The 16,184-nt window shown below is 43.3% G+C and carries 13 protein-coding genes; 7 read left to right on the plus strand and 6 right to left on the minus strand.

What is annotated here, in order from left to right; all coding sequences use genetic code 11:
- Nucleotides 1–38 precede the first annotated feature (38 nt).
- On the minus strand, nt 39–755 hold the full coding sequence (locus DWX33_RS21185; RefSeq protein WP_233570218.1) for a class I SAM-dependent methyltransferase: 717 nt from the start codon (nt 753–755) through the stop codon (nt 39–41).
- Nucleotides 756–856: 101 nt separating this feature from the next.
- On the opposite strand from DWX33_RS21185, the gene DWX33_RS21190 reads away from it, so the two are divergent.
- The gene (locus DWX33_RS21190) at nt 857–1,861 is read left to right on the plus strand and encodes an AraC family transcriptional regulator (RefSeq protein WP_005867345.1); all 1,005 of its coding nucleotides are present in this window, start codon (nt 857–859) and stop codon (nt 1,859–1,861) included.
- A 16-nt stretch (nt 1,862–1,877) separates the two neighbouring features.
- Here the strand turns inward: DWX33_RS21190 and DWX33_RS21195 are convergent, their stop codons facing one another.
- The gene (locus DWX33_RS21195; protein ID WP_122381003.1) at nt 1,878–4,166 is read right to left on the minus strand and encodes an outer membrane beta-barrel protein; all 2,289 of its coding nucleotides are present in this window, start codon (nt 4,164–4,166) and stop codon (nt 1,878–1,880) included.
- Nucleotides 4,167–4,347: 181 nt separating this feature from the next.
- On the opposite strand from DWX33_RS21195, the gene DWX33_RS21200 reads away from it, so the two are divergent.
- Nucleotides 4,348–5,586, plus strand: a complete 1,239-nt coding sequence (locus DWX33_RS21200; protein ID WP_081031961.1) for an MFS transporter — start codon at nt 4,348–4,350, stop codon at nt 5,584–5,586.
- 63 nt (nt 5,587–5,649) lie between these two features.
- On the opposite strand, the gene DWX33_RS21205 is transcribed toward DWX33_RS21200, so the two are convergent.
- Both DWX33_RS21205 and DWX33_RS21210 read right to left on the minus strand, forming a co-directional pair.
- Complete coding sequence (locus tag DWX33_RS21205; protein WP_036614664.1) at nt 5,650–6,546, minus strand: PfkB family carbohydrate kinase; 897 nt, start codon at nt 6,544–6,546, stop codon at nt 5,650–5,652.
- Nucleotides 6,547–7,896: 1,350 nt separating this feature from the next.
- Complete coding sequence (locus tag DWX33_RS21210; protein ID WP_122378492.1) at nt 7,897–9,141, minus strand: DNA methyltransferase; 1,245 nt, start codon at nt 9,139–9,141, stop codon at nt 7,897–7,899.
- 104 nt (nt 9,142–9,245) lie between these two features.
- Between DWX33_RS21210 and DWX33_RS21215 the strand changes: the two genes are divergently transcribed.
- Entirely contained in the window at nt 9,246–9,539 is a 294-nt protein-coding gene (locus tag DWX33_RS21215) for a helix-turn-helix transcriptional regulator (protein WP_005860945.1), read from the plus strand.
- Nucleotides 9,529–10,275 carry an MvaI/BcnI restriction endonuclease family protein gene (locus DWX33_RS21220; protein WP_005860943.1) on the plus strand — a complete coding sequence of 249 codons (747 nt, stop codon included), beginning with the start codon at nt 9,529–9,531 and terminating at the stop codon, nt 10,273–10,275. The genes DWX33_RS21215 and DWX33_RS21220 overlap by 11 nt, the downstream gene beginning before the upstream one ends.
- Before the next feature lie 76 nt (nt 10,276–10,351).
- On the opposite strand, the gene DWX33_RS21225 is transcribed toward DWX33_RS21220, so the two are convergent.
- Entirely contained in the window at nt 10,352–11,311 is a 960-nt protein-coding gene (locus DWX33_RS21225) for a PCMD domain-containing protein (RefSeq protein ID WP_122378493.1), read from the minus strand.
- A gap of 132 nt (nt 11,312–11,443) precedes the next feature.
- Here DWX33_RS21225 and DWX33_RS21230 point away from each other — a divergent pair, with 132 nt between their 5' ends.
- The 3 genes from DWX33_RS21230 to DWX33_RS21240 all read left to right on the plus strand — a co-directional run bounded on the left by DWX33_RS21230 (nt 11,444) and on the right by DWX33_RS21240 (nt 15,577).
- Nucleotides 11,444–12,886, plus strand: coding sequence for a Na+/H+ antiporter NhaC family protein (locus tag DWX33_RS21230; RefSeq protein WP_036611664.1), 1,443 nt, complete (start codon nt 11,444–11,446; stop codon nt 12,884–12,886).
- A gap of 83 nt (nt 12,887–12,969) precedes the next feature.
- Nucleotides 12,970–14,436 carry a Na+/H+ antiporter NhaC gene (gene nhaC / locus DWX33_RS21235; RefSeq protein ID WP_122381004.1) on the plus strand — a complete coding sequence of 489 codons (1,467 nt, stop codon included), beginning with the start codon at nt 12,970–12,972 and terminating at the stop codon, nt 14,434–14,436.
- Entirely contained in the window at nt 14,405–15,577 is a 1,173-nt protein-coding gene (locus DWX33_RS21240) for a dicarboxylate/amino acid:cation symporter (protein WP_057327989.1), read from the plus strand. Before nhaC ends, DWX33_RS21240 begins: the two co-directional genes overlap by 32 nt.
- On the opposite strand, the gene DWX33_RS21245 is transcribed toward DWX33_RS21240, so the two are convergent.
- Nucleotides 15,578–16,123, minus strand: coding sequence for a 3'-5' exonuclease (locus DWX33_RS21245; protein WP_036611673.1), 546 nt, complete (start codon nt 16,121–16,123; stop codon nt 15,578–15,580).
- Between the last annotated feature and the right edge of the window lie 61 nt (nt 16,124–16,184).

Genomic DNA, 16,184 nt, shown 5'->3' on the forward strand with positions numbered 1-16,184 from the left:
AAGCTGTATGCTTAATCCCCCAGGTTTATCGGGTGAGCCTAGAATCGTTCGATCAGTTTGAGCTTGGGGAACCATTGCTCGATTGTGTGCGGATCGTTTAGTCCGAAATGGAAACGGGCTTTTGTCCGTTTTACCGATTCATGCTTGTCGGAGTTGCGGGCGGCCCATTTATTGACGAAATCAAAATATATCTCGCATCCGGGAAAGCGTTGGGCGAGGTTTTGGATAACAGATTTTACCTGTTCCTCATTGAAATACATCATTACACCTTCCGCGAGGAAAAGGAAGCGGCCGTGAGGATGTTTTTGTCTCAACATATCCATCCAGTCCGTCTCGAGCATAGAGCCTTTGATCGTGAGATCTTTAGCGGAGGCAGGGAATAGCTTTTCACGCAAATTGATTACTTCAGGTAAGTCTAGTTCGTAGAAGGTCGCTTGGTTATGGTTGGAGACACGTTGGAAACGGCTGTCTAATCCGCAACCGATTGATACCACTACCGGATCTTCAGTTACCTTACGGTCGATGAATCGCTGGACCAAACGATCGAAATGGCGTAGGCGGATAGCGGTTCCGGTAGTACTCATCGTGATTTTACCAAACTTGGCGAAATCATAATCTATTTTCTCAACAAGCTCACATGCCATCGGGTCTTTTAATATCGCGTCTTTCCGGTGACTTTCGTGAGCGCGTGATAGTAAGGGAATAAACAAGGTCTCCGCGATGTTATCCTTTATCTCTGGTTTTATTTTATTCATAATATACCTATTTATAGGGATTGATTATCCGGTACAAAGATGGGATCTTTGCTTTTGGTTTATTTACGCAAGAAGGAAGTGTATTTTAATCAAACGGAAAAATGGTACACATAGAACTCTCATCTCGTGGAAGAGATACGATCGCTTTAGAAATGCCGGATATAAGTTATTTTTCTACCAATCGTTCAGGAGGGCTAGAAGAGAACTGTTGGGAGGCGGAGAACAAATTATTGACCTATCGTATCAGTGATTTCAGATGCAGGGATTTTAATGTGACAAGATACCAGATCTATTGCAAGGAGGATTGTTGCATGCGTTCCCTAAATGTCGGTAACTCGTTTATGGGACTTTCTGTTGTTCGTCAGGGGATCGTCGAATGCTTTTTGTCGGAGACACGGGATAAGCGGATTTGGCGGAAAGGGTATACGAATATGATCGTAAGTTCTGGTATCAAGGAAGAGCGGAATCTGTTCCGTAAAGGAGATACTTTTGGTATGACAAGTATTCTGGTGTCGCCGGATTTCTTCCAACATTTGTCGGAACGTTATACGGAGTACTTCGGGAGTGCTTATTTGCGATTCGGCAGGGGGGAGACTTTCTTTATCGCTCCCAAGAATCTCTCGATTCCAATCGCTTTATCTGTGGCGTTGAATGATCTTGAGGTCTCTCAGATGATGGGAAATGCCTCGCCAATGTATCTCGAAGCAAAAGTAACCGAGTGCTTGTCTTTATTTATGCGGGAGACGGAAGGTAAAGAACCGGTTAACGCAAAGATAGTAGGCTTTTCCGATCGGGATAAAATTTATCAGGCCCGGGATATTATATGTTCCGAATATTTGAACCCGCCTTCATTACATGATTTGGCTTTACGTGTCGGAACTAATGAATGTACTTTGAAAGCGGGGTTTAAAGAAGCGTTCCGGACGACCGTGTTTAACTATCTCTTTGATTATCGTATGAATATAGCGATTCACTATCTTTTGGATACCAATAAATCAATAGGGGAAGTTGCCGGCTTGGTCGGCTATGAACATCAAGCGCATTTTTGTACGGCCTTTAAGCGGAAGTTTAATGTCACCCCGTCTGAATATAGGTTGAAAGCGTAGTATAGACCATCGACTTTTATTTCCCGAATCGGGAACTATCCACCTCTTTATGCTCTTTTGCTTTAAAATCTCCGAATTTATAGATAAAGGATAAGGAGACTCGTCTGGAATCCGGGATCATACGCATATGTAAGTCTTGTGTTTTGTATTGGAGATTAAGATCTTTTGGGACCCATGAATTAAACATGTCATCTACTTTTAAAGAGATCTCCGCTTTGCCGTTGGGGGAGATCCATTTCAAGCCGGCGTCTACGTTATACATACTGCTGATCGTCATTGGGCCTTGAATGTTGCGGGTAATATAAGAACCGGATACTTCCGCTTTGATAGTAGGCTTCGATGAGATGTTGAACGTATTATTTAATTCGGCATAGAATGCCAGATTATCTTTATTGAAGCTTATATCATGGTAATTATCACATTTCATCTTGTCATAATAACCGTTTAACGTTAATCTGGAATCAAGCACGGAGCCGGCTTTGAATGGTATCATTACATTTAGGCCTAGCTTACTGGAATAGTCGAAATTCAGTGTCTTATAGATAAGAACTAGTCTCTCGGAGGATTGATAGGGGAGCTGGTTGAAATTATTGTCTATATAATTTGCGTATAGCGTGAAAATGTATTTGTTTTTTAGGATGTAGTTCAATTGAGCAGAGTAGAGTCTGGACGGCCTTAAATCCGGGTTACCTTGTATCTCGGTATATCCATTCAGATAAGACACCGTGTTCTGCATCTCCCAATAACTGGGATAGGTCTTGTCTGAAGAAACGGATAATTGCAGGATGTGGCTGGGGTGGGCTCGGTACGTGATTTCCATCATTGGGAATAAGCTCCAATAATCAATCTCCTTATGTTTGTAATACTCTCCGGTCAAAGAGGCGTTTACGGATAGGTTATCAGAGAAGCTTTTGGAAAAGCCGGTATATAAATCATATACATATTCATCCAGTTTACTGTAACTATTAGAGATGGACCAATCGTGTTCGCGCAGTGAATGATATACCTGAGAACTTTTGTCTGAGGCGAAGCTGAATTTTGTCCCATAGTTGAGCATCCAGCCTTTTCCTAATTTATGGTTCTGGTCCGCGTAGACGGAGAGCCTACGGATGTCTTGTTGTGATTTAGCGTTGAAGGCATCTTCTTTCCCAGCTTTCTTCTCTTGGTAATATTGTGTCGTATGATTGATGTAAGCGGTAAAATCAATCCCTACATTAAGGCCGAACCCGGAGGCATAGTCGAGCGCCAGATTATGCATCTGGATCGGTTTGTCGGATTTCTTTCTGTTTTCGGAATCCGAATAGGTTCCTACAGAAGAGGTGAAAGGATGAGTCCATTGCTGGATCTCTGAGGTATAGGCGAAGCTTAGTTTGTTCTTATCGTTCAAGAACCAATCATTGCCTAGGCGTATGGTATGGACTGGGAGCCGGGTATGTCCTCTGTCGAATTGCTCGATCTCGTAGGTCTTACCATCGAATAAATGGTGTGATAAGATATCCTCACCTGTCCGTTCCCTGTGATAGCCGAAGGAGTACATGAGATCGGTAGAATATTTAGGCGTGTTGTAAACGAGAGTAGCGCCACTTTGGTAATTAGCGTAATGCCCTTGGTTGTATAGAGCATTGACTTGTCCTTGCAGTTTGGGAGTCTCGGAAGTACTGTTATTAAGGACCAGATTAATCACGGCCCCGCGTACATGATATTGGGGTGGAGCACTATACATGATCTCTGCTTCTTGAATACGTTCTTTGGGCATATTCTTAAGCAGATTCTCCAATTGGCTCTCACCCATATTGGTGGTCTTGCCATTGATGATAACCGTGACTCCATTTGTTCCGGCAAGTTGTATTTTCCCGCTTTGTTCCCGCACTCCCGGTAGTTCTAGGATCGCCTCGTAAGCGCTAGCGGCCATCTTGTCTTTTAGCAAATGCGGCATGCTGTAGGTTATTTTACCATCGACGACCTTGGCTAAGGGACGCTCTCCGGTAACAGATACTTCCGAAAGCGTCTGGCTTTTCTCGTTCAGTTGTATATTGCCTATCGTAAGTGAGTCATAAGTGCTTTGATACGTTTCATACAGCAGATGCTGGACGGTTAAGAGGAAAGGGGATATCTCCGCTTTGACACTAAAAGAGCCCAAAGAGTCCGTATAGGTGGAGTTTACATATACTGAATCGTTCGTTTGTATAATCACGACCGCTAGTTCGATAGGATGGTTATTTAAGTCCGTAACCCTTCCCGTAATAACTTGTGCCTGTGTGAATGTGGTAAATAATAATCCTAAAAAGATAATCCAGCTTCTCATATCATCCTCGATTTAGTCAACATTCCTGTGCATATTTCGCAAATATACTTTTCATTAGGGAATCTACCTAATAAATTCTACTTTTAGGACTTAGGGGATTAGGATATATTTGATAGCTTTGCGGAGGAATGGGGTTCGTGCCTCTTTCTCGAATAGATGATAACAATAAAAGTAAATGATAATGAATGAAAAAATGAATACTCCATTGGGTAGCGCTTTTCCCAAGGAACGGGTTCGTTATGCGATGCTTTCTTTCTTTTTAGCGCAAGGTCTTTGTTTCTCTAGTTGGGCTAGCCGTATTCCGGACGTGAAGGATTTCTTTGAGGTGAATTACGCTTTCTATTGGGGCTTGGTCTTGTTCCTGATCCCGGTAGGTAAGTTTGTGGCGATACCGTTAGCGGGTTATTTGGTGTCGAAGTTGGGAAGCCGTATTATGGCGCAGGCCAGTGTGTTGGGATATGCCTTGGCCTTATTCGCAATCGGTACGGCACATAATATTTATCTGCTGGGTGTCTATTTATTCTGTTTTGGGGTGTTCTGGAATCTTTGCGATATATCCTTGAATACGCAAGGGATTGGTATCGAGCGGCTCTATGGACGTACGATTATGGCCTCATTTCATGGAGGTTGGAGTCTGGCGGCTTGTTTAGGGGCTTTGATCGGGTTTATCATGATCGTATCCGGTGTTACTCCGTTCTGGCATTTTACGTTGATTGCTTTATTGATTGTGATGATCGTTTTGGTAAGCCGGAAGTATTTGCAGGAAGACGTAGCGGTTGAATCACCGGAGGAAGAGAAGGAAGCGGAGAAGAAAGAAGCTCCGGCATTGTTGAGCTTTATCCGTAAGCCGGAAATGCTGTTGATCCAGTTAGGTATCGTTGGACTGTTTGCCTTGGTGGTGGAAAGTGCGATGTTTGATTGGAGTGGACTTTACTTCGAATCGGTACTACAAGTTCCTAAATCCTTGCAGATCGGTTTCTTAGTGTTCATGGTGATGATGACGGTAGGCCGTTTTCTCACGAACTCCGCCTATAGCGTTTTAGGAAAGCAGAAGGTATTGCAATTAGCGGGTTTCTTTATTTTTGCAGGTTTCTTTATCTCAGCCATGTTGGGTGGAATGTTCGAATCGATGACGGTGAAGGTGATCGTGAATTCCTTGGGCTTTATGTTGGTAGGCTTGGGTATCTCGTGTATGGTGCCTACTATTTATAGCTTGGTGGGTGCTAAATCGAAAACTCCGGTGGGAATTGCCTTGACAATCCTTTCTAGCATCAGTTTTATCGGCTCATTGATCGCACCTTTGTTGATCGGAGCGATCTCGCAGGCTTTCAATATGAAATACGCTTATATCGTGGTCGGCTTGTTAGGGCTTTGTATCTTGCTAATGACTACATTCTGCAAAGCATTCAAGAATAATTAAAGATAGAGAATTGAGAATTGAAAATTAGGAGAGAGCGAATAATTTTCAATTCTCAATTTTCAACTACTCAGGCATTCGTTGTTCCGCTGTCTCTAAGCATCGCAACACATCTTCCTTAGTGCCGTTGAATGGGCCTATTCCTTCGATTTTCAATGTTGTCATAGCTGCCGCGAAACATCCGGCTTCTTCTATGCTTGCGCCTTTGGCACGTTTATAGAGATATCCTGTCATATAAGTATCACCCGCTCCGGTAGCGTTTACTACTTCTTTCGGTATGTAAGCGGGGATTTTATGGAAAGTGGAACCGTCGTAAATGATAGATCCCATGCTTCCGAAAGTCAGCAATACCTCTTTCACGCCCCAATCGTAGATAACTTTTCCTGCGTTCACGGCATCGGTATATCCGGTTAACACCTCCATCTCATGTTCGTTAGCCTTGAGGAAGTGCACGTATTTAAGTACTTCTTTTTTCTCTGGCCAATCCACGGCAAATACATCCTTGTCTCTTACTTCCCGTAGATACCCTTGCGAGTCAATCGATACTAAGCCTTTCCCCGCTAAATACTTTACCACTTCCAAAGAGAAATCATCGGCAAGCAAACTACCAAGGTGGAAGATTTTAGAGTTGATGTTCTCCAGATATTCCACGGTGAAAGGATCTGCTTTCGCCAATACACGTTGCGTACGGTTATCTTGGTTCTCTCCATAAATATTCTCGAAATAAACGGTGTGCTTACTTGGCATCACGGCAACGTCGATACCTTCGGCTCGTAGTTCCTCCACCGTTTTCATCTCAGATTCAGCCAAGGCTGTCACTAGAGTATAGTCGATATCATCGAAATGTTTTATCGCATGCGAGAAATAAAAGGAGGTTCCTCCCGGCATATGGACGGTGTTCTTAGGTGTTACTACCTTATCCAAGGTGATGTGTCCTACGCAGCAAAGTTCGTGTGTATTCATTTTTTACTCAGTTTATTATAAAGCGACAAATTTATGAAAAAAGAGTTCAAGTACATAGGATAGTCGTTATTTTGACCAATAAAAGCGTAAACGAGGCGCTTCCATGCAAGAGCGAAAGTATTTACATATAGTAGAAACGAAAGTGTTTACCTCTAGAAGTAAAGTCATTTACATATGGAAGTAAACAGCGTTACATCTAGTTGTAAATGTAATATGCTGATAATCCGTATATAATACTGTTGGCGGATAATGCTCGGTGTATCTGCTGGAAATATTCAAATTCACCTTATCCGATAAGCATGCTTATTTGGATTTAGAAAGAAGAATTGATAATCAGTCAACGACATAGATAATATATAATGTACGCTCGTACATTATAATATATGCAATACGCATAGAGGTTATACTACTATATAGGTGATGTATATTTTATGTGCGATGGAATAGAATGTGAGAAACGACTAGTCTAAACGATCGTCTAAATCTTGCGTTTTTTTAGTGCCAAAACAGGAGATTTGTTGAAAGAATCCGTTGTTTCGTAAAGGATAACCTATCCTATTGATAAGAAAGAGGATAAGCGATAAAAAAATAATGCGGAAGGGTTGTAAGTGTCGAAGAAACGCGTACCTTTGCAAATGACTAGAAAAATCGATCGTTTAAACTAGTCGTTTCTATCCCATAAAAAATTCTCAAATATCAACGTATTTAACTATACATTAATGTACGAGCGTACATTAAAAGAACAATTCATTTCTACTTTCAATTATCTATTTATATTTTACTTCCAATACAGACTATTTCCTGCGAATCTCCCTGTCAGTAAAACAGCATTCATACAATCCTTTTGACTGAAATAAAGCGCATATCGTGACATAGGCTATTCGTAAAAGAGGCAAGATAATGAGAAAAAGGAGGTTGTAAGCGGCGTTTTATGCGGCAAAGTACTACTTTTTACACACGAGTATCGACAAAAGCCTACACTATCGGTCGTGTTTGGCAACGCCAATAGTGCCGTTGGGCATCGTGAATAGTCAAGAATAGGGTCGTGAACTATCAAGAATAGCCATCATAACCCTGTCACTTCCCTATCGTAACCCATTGAGATAGGTTTTTCATCCCATAAAATAGGAATTAGGATGAGCTAGTTTCGCTAGAACAAAAGAGCATCTTTTGATATCCAACTATCCAACAAGCGATTAAATATATTTTAACTCAAATTTAAGAGTAGACTGTACATTCCCCCGCAATAATCAATTCTACGGGCGTTAAGATTACAAACTGTCAAAAAGAAAGAACTCGACACAGGGAGCCATTGGCTATCAATTCAGTCAAATAAAACAGCCTCTTTCCTTATTTCTTCTCCAATATGACTATATATTCATTGCACATCGTACTAACCTTCTTCCCTGCCACATTAGTAGGACTTGTTTTGGAAGGCATCCTTTTGTTAGGTATTTCTCTAACAATAGTATCGATATGTGTAAAACCATTCTTCTCAAACATTTCAGCAGTAAAGTAATCTAATGGAATTTGAACCCCCTTAACCGTTCTGTTCCCTACGACATAACAAACGACTCCACCACTCTTTATTACAGACGCGACATTCTTTATAGAACAGCTATAATCATTAAGAAACGAGACCACTTCCAAATTTCTCTTTGGGTCAATGCTCTTTATTTCGTCCAGTTCAGATTTAATGCTTTTAGTCTCAAAAAGTTCCTCTTTCTGAACTCGTCCCCCCATTAGGAGATTATCTAGTGTTTTAGCATTTTCAAAATTGAACCATTCATTTGCCCACCTTGAAAATTGTCCATAAGCAACGGTTGTTCTACTATCGCCATAAGGCGGAGAGGTTACAACCATATCAACACTATTCGGCTGTATTATATCGGAAGGGATTTCTATAGAACTATTAAAGTCATAGATACCTATATTACATGGATATTTTATACTATTAAACTCCTCAAGTCCATTTATATTTCTTATAACCTTTTCTTCAAACAATCGAAAGACATCCGGTTTGAAGTCTTTAATTTTCTCTTCCTTCATCCTAAACCGCTTAAATTCTCCATTCCTCGTAAACGATACCTCTCTAACAGTCTCGGAAAGAGGAACTTTAAAGAAATCAGCGAAATCCAAAGCCACACATTCATTAATTACTTGATAAATATAAGAAAGGCGCAAAAGGCTATCTCTGGAATACCAATAAGTATAATTAGAAATATTATCGAAGTTCTTATTCTTGACCTTATCTTCAGAATACTCAAAGAACAAGGCTTGCATCATTGAAAAAGTATCTCTGATACAAGATAAATCATAATGGGTTGTTTTTACATGGCTCATCAATCTAGCCAATGGATTAAGGTCTGTTCCTATCGCATTTATACCTTTTATAGAAGCCTCAACTAACGATGTACCGCTTCCCATATATGGATCAAAAAGTAGCTCAACTCCATCCTCTGGCTTATATTCCTCTATTAGAGCTCTTGCTACTTGGGGAATCATCATCGCAGGATACGCATGATAGCAATGAGTAAATTCTTTGGTATCGGCATCCTTAAAACTCCACCTATTATCAATCGTTCTTTTGTACATACCTTCCTTACTTATATTATGTGAGTGCAAATATACTCAATTGCTCACATATTGTGAGTACATAAGCATATATAAAACTATATTTTTGGGCAAAAATAACAATAATGATTAGAAAGACCGAGTATCAACTTGAAATCATCCTTAAGATAAAGGAGCTAAGAGAGGCCAACAATGTTAGCCAAAAAGAGTTGTCGAATCTCCTCGAAGTGGCTCCGGGCTTAATAGGGAGTATAGAAAGCCCTAAATTTCCACATAAGTACACCCTTAGTCAGATCTATAAAATATGCCACTATTTCAACATTACCATAGAACAGCTATTCATATCAGAGGAAGATTTTTCCAAAGATAGAGATATTATTGACTTACTCATATTTAATATAATACGTTATGGAGAATAAGGATTTTATTATTTCAAAGTTCAAAGAGGTTAAATCCTTGGAATATGTTCCAAGCAATAGAGCCAACAATACTGGGATTGGAAAAACATTTGAAGATTACATCGGAGTTGTCGAGAACAATTTAGACGAGCCCGATTTAGCTGGATTCGAAATAAAATCTCATCGCGGCGCTTCATGCTCTTACGTTACCCTATTCACGAAAAGCCCCTCATTTCCCAAACGTGCGAATGCTTATTTAAAAGATAAATTTGGAACACCTTATGAAGATGCACCATCTATAAATAGCTTGCATACGTCTATGTTTGCAAATAGCTATAACACATATATGAAGAAATATTCTTTTAAACTCCTAAACAACCCTGTCGCCAAGACAATATTAATAGGAGTATTTGACTTAAATACAAAAGAGCTGTTAGATTGTAGCGTAGGTTACACCTATCAAGACATTCAAAAAGCACTAACAAAGAAGCTAAAGAACTTATTATATGTAACTGCCCAAACGAAAAAAGAAGGAGGTAAGGAACTCTTCTACTTCAATAAAGCCGATATATATACAGAGCCATCATTTGAGCGTTTTATATCACTCTTAACCGATGGGAAGATAATGTATGATATAAGAATCGGGAGCTATAAATCTGGCCCCAAATATGGTATGCCGCACGATCATGGGAGTGGATTCAGAATATTAGAGGCTAATATCAGACTATTATATTCTGATCACGAAACCATAGAATAAAACAAGCTACGCTTCATTTGTTGGCTTCTGTATCAAGACCGGAGACAAATACCATAGGGTTTCAACGATAATAGGTTCAATATCCCAACCGGATATTATCTACCCAAAAGGTATTTCCCGGAGACCCTATGTATGAGCCTCCGTGACTGGAACAGAACTCTAAGATCATATGGGTTACCTCATCGTCCTCCGTTCCCCAGCCGATCTCTTGGATGGGCACATTCTTGCCTTTGCTGTTCAAGCTATAACGAGCGGACTCTCCGAGTTGAAACCCCATATATTCTTTATAATCGCTACGTTTCGTGATATCGCCGTATAAGATCGTGAAATTGGCATCGTTTACCCAATCCGTATTTTTATCCATCCGGATTACCAGCGTACCGATACGCTTAGCATATATGTTCCCGTCCTTATCTTCCCAACGCTTCTGAAGAAAGAGATTCACCAAAGGCATATCAATGCCATCTACCTCCGATCTCTTGCTAAAACCACTCAATTTAATACGATTGGGATCACCGGAGAGTTTCACCTTATAATCGAATAACAAGGACGTAGGTTTTTGGTGAAACGGGATACCGCAAACGATCTGTCCCCACGTCTCCGAAGAATTCTTCGCCGGTTCCAGAAAACGGCCGAGATAGAGGCATCCCCCGACCAACACCTTCACGTTCATGATACCCATCGCCGAGATCGATTCTATACCCGTCTCCAGCCGTGCGCAATATCCCTCATCCCGTCTTTCGGGGTAGACACTGACGCTAGCTTTCGTAATCCCGCTCACCCTAGCCATCACGTTAGAACTGCCCCAAGGCGAAACTTTCGACTCAAAAGGTCTATTTCCGATAATCGTATCCGTAGGGCCAACGCAGTAAAGTGTCTTTGTCTCCTTCCCGATAATAGCCGATTCCGTGATCTTACGTACCACCCACTGATCCAGATCGCCATAACGGATCACTTCCGTCTTTCGCTGGGCATATAGCGCCATACTCATCCCCAAAAAGACAAATAAATAGCCTAACCGATTATTTACTACCATAAGTTACCCTCCTATCCAAATCCTTTTTTATTTTTGCAGCGAAATTAATTAGAATCGATAACACAAGGCAAGTCCGTATAAAGAATTTATTCGGATTATCCATGATAAATAACAAACGACGTGAATAAACCCATGGCAGAAAAGCCCCGGACACCCTCCATCGCGATCTCTTTACTACCCGTAGTGACATTAGTCATCATGCTGGCCGTAGCCATCTATATTTTCCGGGGCGATTCCCTTGGAGGAGCCAGCCAAATCGTCTTATTGATAGCCACCTCGATCTGCTCTTTGATCGCCGTCTTTCATTGCAAGATCAAGTGGGAAGATATCGAGGGGCAAATCGCCCGTAACATCTATGGGATCGCACCGTCTGTCATCATCCTTTTATTGATCGGAACCCTATCGGGCAGTTGGATGGTAAGCGGGATCGTGCCGTCCTTGATCTATTATGGGTTGCAAGTCATGCAAACGGATTTCTTCCTCGTGGCCTGTTGCCTGCTATGCAGTATCGTATCGGTCATGACGGGTAGCTCGTGGACTACCATCGCCACCATCGGGATCGCCTTGATCGGGATTGGCGAGGCACAAGGCTTCAGTACGGGGTGGGTAGCGGGAGCGATTATATCGGGCGCTTATTTCGGGGATAAGATGTCGCCGTTATCAGACACTACGGTATTGGCGGCCTCCGTAACGGACACGCCCCTTTTCACGCATATCCGGTATATGCTTTATACGACCGTTCCCTCTATGATCGTCACACTGATCGTATTCAGCATCGCCGGATTCTCGAGGGAGGCAGCGGACGCATCCCAGATAGCCGCTTTCTCCGAAGCCTTGAAAGGCTCGTTCCATATCACGCCTTGGCTTATGATCGTACCGATCGTTACCGGAATCATGATCGCCAAGAAGACACCTTCGATCGTGGTGCTTTTCGCCTCCTCCATACTCGCCGGAATATTCGCCTTGATCTTCCAGCCAAACGCCTTATTGGAGATTTCCGGGATCACGGATAGCGGGATTATCGCCTATATCAAAGGCCTGCTGATGACTTTCTATGACAGCACGCAGATACAGACCGGCAACGAGGCCCTGAACTCTCTAGTCTCTACCCGGGGAATGGCCGGGATGATGAACACGATTTGGCTGATCATTTGCGCCATGTGTTTCGGCGGGGCCATGTCCGCTAGCGGCATGCTGGAAAGCATCACACGTATCTTCTTGCATTTCATGCGAGGCCGTACCAGCATGGTCGCCTCTACCGTCGTATCCGGATTATCCTTGAACATCTGCACGGCGGACCAGTTTATCGCCATCATCCTGAACAGCGAAATGTTTAAAGAAGTATATAAGCAACGGGGATTCGAGAGCCGCCTGCTTAGCCGGACAACGGAAGACTCCGTCACCGTCACCTCCGTGCTGATCCCGTGGACGACTTGCGGTATGACACAATCTACAATCCTTGGCGTATCTACTTGGACTTATTTCCCTTATTGCATCTTTAATATCGTCAGCCCGTTTATGAGCATTCTTATAGCGGCAACCGGTTATAAGATCGTCCAAAAGACTGTGAAATAAGGAAATCAATCTATAATTCATAGCGTTATTCAAGGTATTTTTAGTATTTTCGCACCATCATTATTTAAGCGACTGAATGAACAATGGAAAATCATCTTAAGAAGATGCCCTCCCCTCTACTTTCACTAGTGCCTATCCTCGTGCTGGTAGCTCTTTTGTTTGTAACCATACGCACTTTTGGCAGCGACGCGTTGAGCGGCGGAAGCCAAGTCGTATTACTTACCACCACGGCGGTAGCCTCCCTTTTGGCCATGATCTTCTGTAAAGTCAAATGGCGTGATATCGAAGAGGCGATATGTAAAAACATATTGGGAGTGGCCACAGCTATAATTATCCTATTGTTGATTGGCGCTTTATCCGGTAGCTGGATGATCAGCGGTATCGTCCCGACCTTGATTTATTACGGGATGCAAATCATCCATCCGAGTTTCTTTCTGGCCTCTTGTTGCGTGATCTGCGCTGTCGTATCCGTTATGACCGGTAGCTCGTGGACTACCATCGCCACGATCGGTATCGCCTTGATGGGTATCGGTGAGGCACAAGGCTTCGCTACGGGTTGGGTAGCCGGGGCGATTATCTCGGGCGCTTATTTCGGGGATAAGATCTCACCGCTCTCGGACACGACGGTATTAGCTTCTTCCGTAACGCATACCCCTTTGTTCTCCCATATCCGGTATATGATGTTTACGACAATACCTTCTATGGTGATCACGTTGATTATCTTTACCATAGCAGGTTTTACGCATACCTCGAACGCCTCCGGACAAATAGCCGAGTTCGCCGCCTCGTTGAACGAAAGTTTTAATATCTCGCTCTGGCTACTGATCGTACCGGTGGTAACGGGTATATTAATCGCCAAGAAAGTACCGTCTTTGATCACCTTGTTTATCTCGACAGCGATGGCGGGGGTGCTCGCAATCTTTTTCCAGCCTCATTTATTGCAAGAGGTAGCGGGAGCATCGGTAGCGGATGCCTCCTCCCTGTTTAAGGGATTATTCATGACATTCTACGGGAGTACCCAAATCGATACGGGCAACGAGGCCTTGAACAGCTTGGTCGCCACCCGGGGTATGGCGGGTATGATGAATACGATCTGGCTGATCATCTGCGCCATGTGCTTCGGTGGTTCCATGACGGCCAGCGGTATGCTGGAAAGCCTTACGTCCGTATTCCTGCGCTTTATGAAACGGAGGGTCGGCATGGTGGCGTCTACCGTATTCTCCGGTTTATTCTTGAATATCGTTACGGCCGATCAATACATATCTATTATCCTTACCGGAAATATGTTCAAGGATATCTACAAGAAAAAAGGATATGAGAGTCGCCTGTTAAGCCGTACGACGGAAGATTCCGTAACCGTAACGTCCGTGCTGGTACCGTGGAACACCTGCGGCATGACGCAAGCCACGATATTAGGCGTAGCGACCCTGACGTATCTTCCTTATTGCTTCTTTAACCTGATCAGTCCGTTGATGAGTATTACGATGGCCGCCATTGGCTTCAAAATAAAGCAACACCATGAAGAAGATCAGAGTATCATTGTTAACTAAAGTCGTTATCGCTATCGCCGCCGGCGTATTGTTCGGCCAGTTTTTACCGGGAGGAATCGCACGTATCTTTGTAACCTTCAATTCATTGTTCGGCAACTTCCTATCGTTCTCCATCCCTCTAATCATATTGGGGCTGGTGACTCCCGCTATCGGAGATCTGGGTAAAGGAGCCGGAAAGCTATTGTTGATAACCGCCTTGATCGCCTACGGTTCAACAGTCTTCTCGGGTTTCTTCACGTTCCTGAGCGGATCGGCTATATTCCCGCACATACTACCGACCAACACGGAATTGACGGCGATGGAGAATCCCGAAGATTTCATGCTGACACCCTACTTCACGGTAAATATGCCGCCTTTAATGGATGTCATGACAGCCTTGCTGCTATCCTTTACGATTGGCCTAGGGCTTTCTAATATAGCAGGAACCACCCTGCGTGACTCTTTCACGGATTTCAAGGAAATTATCATTAAGCTAATCGAGGTGGTTATCATCCCGTTATTACCGCTCCATATTTTCGGTATCTTCCTGAACATGACCGTGAGCGGACAAGTCATGAGTATTATCACGATGTTCCTCAAGGTTATCATAGTCATCTTTGTCTTACATGTATTATTGTTATTGATTCAATTCACGATAGCCGGAACCATAGCCGGGAAGAATCCGCTCCGCCTCTTGAAGAATATGTTACCGGCCTACGCTACGGCTCTAGGGACCCAATCCTCCGCCGCCACGATTCCCGTGACACTGGCGCAGGCTGTCAAGAATGGCGTACGGGAGAATATAGCGATCTTTACCGTACCGCTTTGCGCCACGATCCATCTGGCAGGTAGCACCATGAAGATCGTAGCTTGCGCTATGGCTATCATGATCATGGCGGGAGAACCGGTTACCTTCTCCAACTTCAGCGGATTTATCATGATGCTGGGAATTACGATGGTAGCGGCTCCGGGGGTTCCGGGAGGGGCTATCATGGCGGCTTTGGGTATTTTGCAAAGTATGCTGGGATTCAATGAGACACTGCAAGCGTTGATGATCGCCCTTTATATTGCCATGGATAGTTTCGGCACCGCTTGCAACGTGACGGGAGATGGCGCTATCGCTGTCGTGGTGGATAAAATAGCCGGGAAAAACACCCCATAGTTACCTAGAGTAGCAGGAAGCCATAAGCGCCTCCAAGGTATCGACCTCTTTTTCCCGCATCATCGTAAGGGCGATATGGGCACAGGCGTAAGCGTCGGCCATGGCGTTATGATGTCGGGTAAGGTCGTAACCGCAGTGGGCGGCTACTGTCTGCAACTGATGATTTACCAGAAATGGGTACATCTTCCGGGATAGACGGCAAGTGCAATAGAAGGGATATTTCGGATAGGCTAAGTCATATACCTCGTGGGCGGCTTTCAAGCATCCCTCATCAAACGGACTGTTATGGGCAACAAGGGGGAGATCCTTTAGTTTCGGGGCGATGCTTTCCCAAGCCTCCTCAAAACATAACGCGTCATTCGTATCCTCAGCGCTCAACCCATGTATAGCCGTAGTCCAACGGGTATAGAAATTAGGGGTAGGACGTACCAAGGTATAAATGCTATCTACTACCCAGTCATCCTCCAATATGGCGATACCTATACTGCAAATACTGCTCCGCTTTCCATTAGCGGTCTCAAAGTCAATGGCTGCGAATCGTTCCATAGATAGATTACTAGTTTTTAATCCGTTTACTATTTATTTATTTGTAGAGACGGGGCGTGCT

Origin of the sequence: Parabacteroides sp. AF19-14 (assembly GCF_003635485.1) — a bacterium.
Classification (GTDB): Bacteria; Bacteroidota; Bacteroidia; order Bacteroidales; family Tannerellaceae; genus Parabacteroides; species Parabacteroides distasonis.

Coding starts and splice junctions, on each gene's coding strand:
- DWX33_RS21245 (WP_036611673.1), bottom strand. CDS start 16,123: ATGGAACGATTCGCAGCCATTGACTTTGAGACCGCTAATGGAAAGCGG.
- DWX33_RS21210 (WP_122378492.1), bottom strand. CDS start 9,141: ATGTACAAAAGAACGATTGATAATAGGTGGAGTTTTAAGGATGCCGAT.
- DWX33_RS21205 (WP_036614664.1), bottom strand. CDS start 6,546: ATGAATACACACGAACTTTGCTGCGTAGGACACATCACCTTGGATAAG.
- DWX33_RS21185 (WP_233570218.1), bottom strand. CDS start 755: ATGAATAAAATAAAACCAGAGATAAAGGATAACATCGCGGAGACCTTG.
- DWX33_RS21215 (WP_005860945.1), top strand. CDS start 9,246: ATGATTAGAAAGACCGAGTATCAACTTGAAATCATCCTTAAGATAAAG.
- DWX33_RS21220 (WP_005860943.1), top strand. CDS start 9,529: ATGGAGAATAAGGATTTTATTATTTCAAAGTTCAAAGAGGTTAAATCC.
- DWX33_RS21240 (WP_057327989.1), top strand. CDS start 14,405: ATGAAGAAGATCAGAGTATCATTGTTAACTAAAGTCGTTATCGCTATC.
- DWX33_RS21200 (WP_081031961.1), top strand. CDS start 4,348: ATGAATGAAAAAATGAATACTCCATTGGGTAGCGCTTTTCCCAAGGAA.
- DWX33_RS21230 (WP_036611664.1), top strand. CDS start 11,444: ATGGCAGAAAAGCCCCGGACACCCTCCATCGCGATCTCTTTACTACCC.
- nhaC (WP_122381004.1), top strand. CDS start 12,970: ATGGAAAATCATCTTAAGAAGATGCCCTCCCCTCTACTTTCACTAGTG.
- DWX33_RS21190 (WP_005867345.1), top strand. CDS start 857: ATGGTACACATAGAACTCTCATCTCGTGGAAGAGATACGATCGCTTTA.
- DWX33_RS21195 (WP_122381003.1), bottom strand. CDS start 4,166: ATGAGAAGCTGGATTATCTTTTTAGGATTATTATTTACCACATTCACA.
- DWX33_RS21225 (WP_122378493.1), bottom strand. CDS start 11,311: ATGGTAGTAAATAATCGGTTAGGCTATTTATTTGTCTTTTTGGGGATG.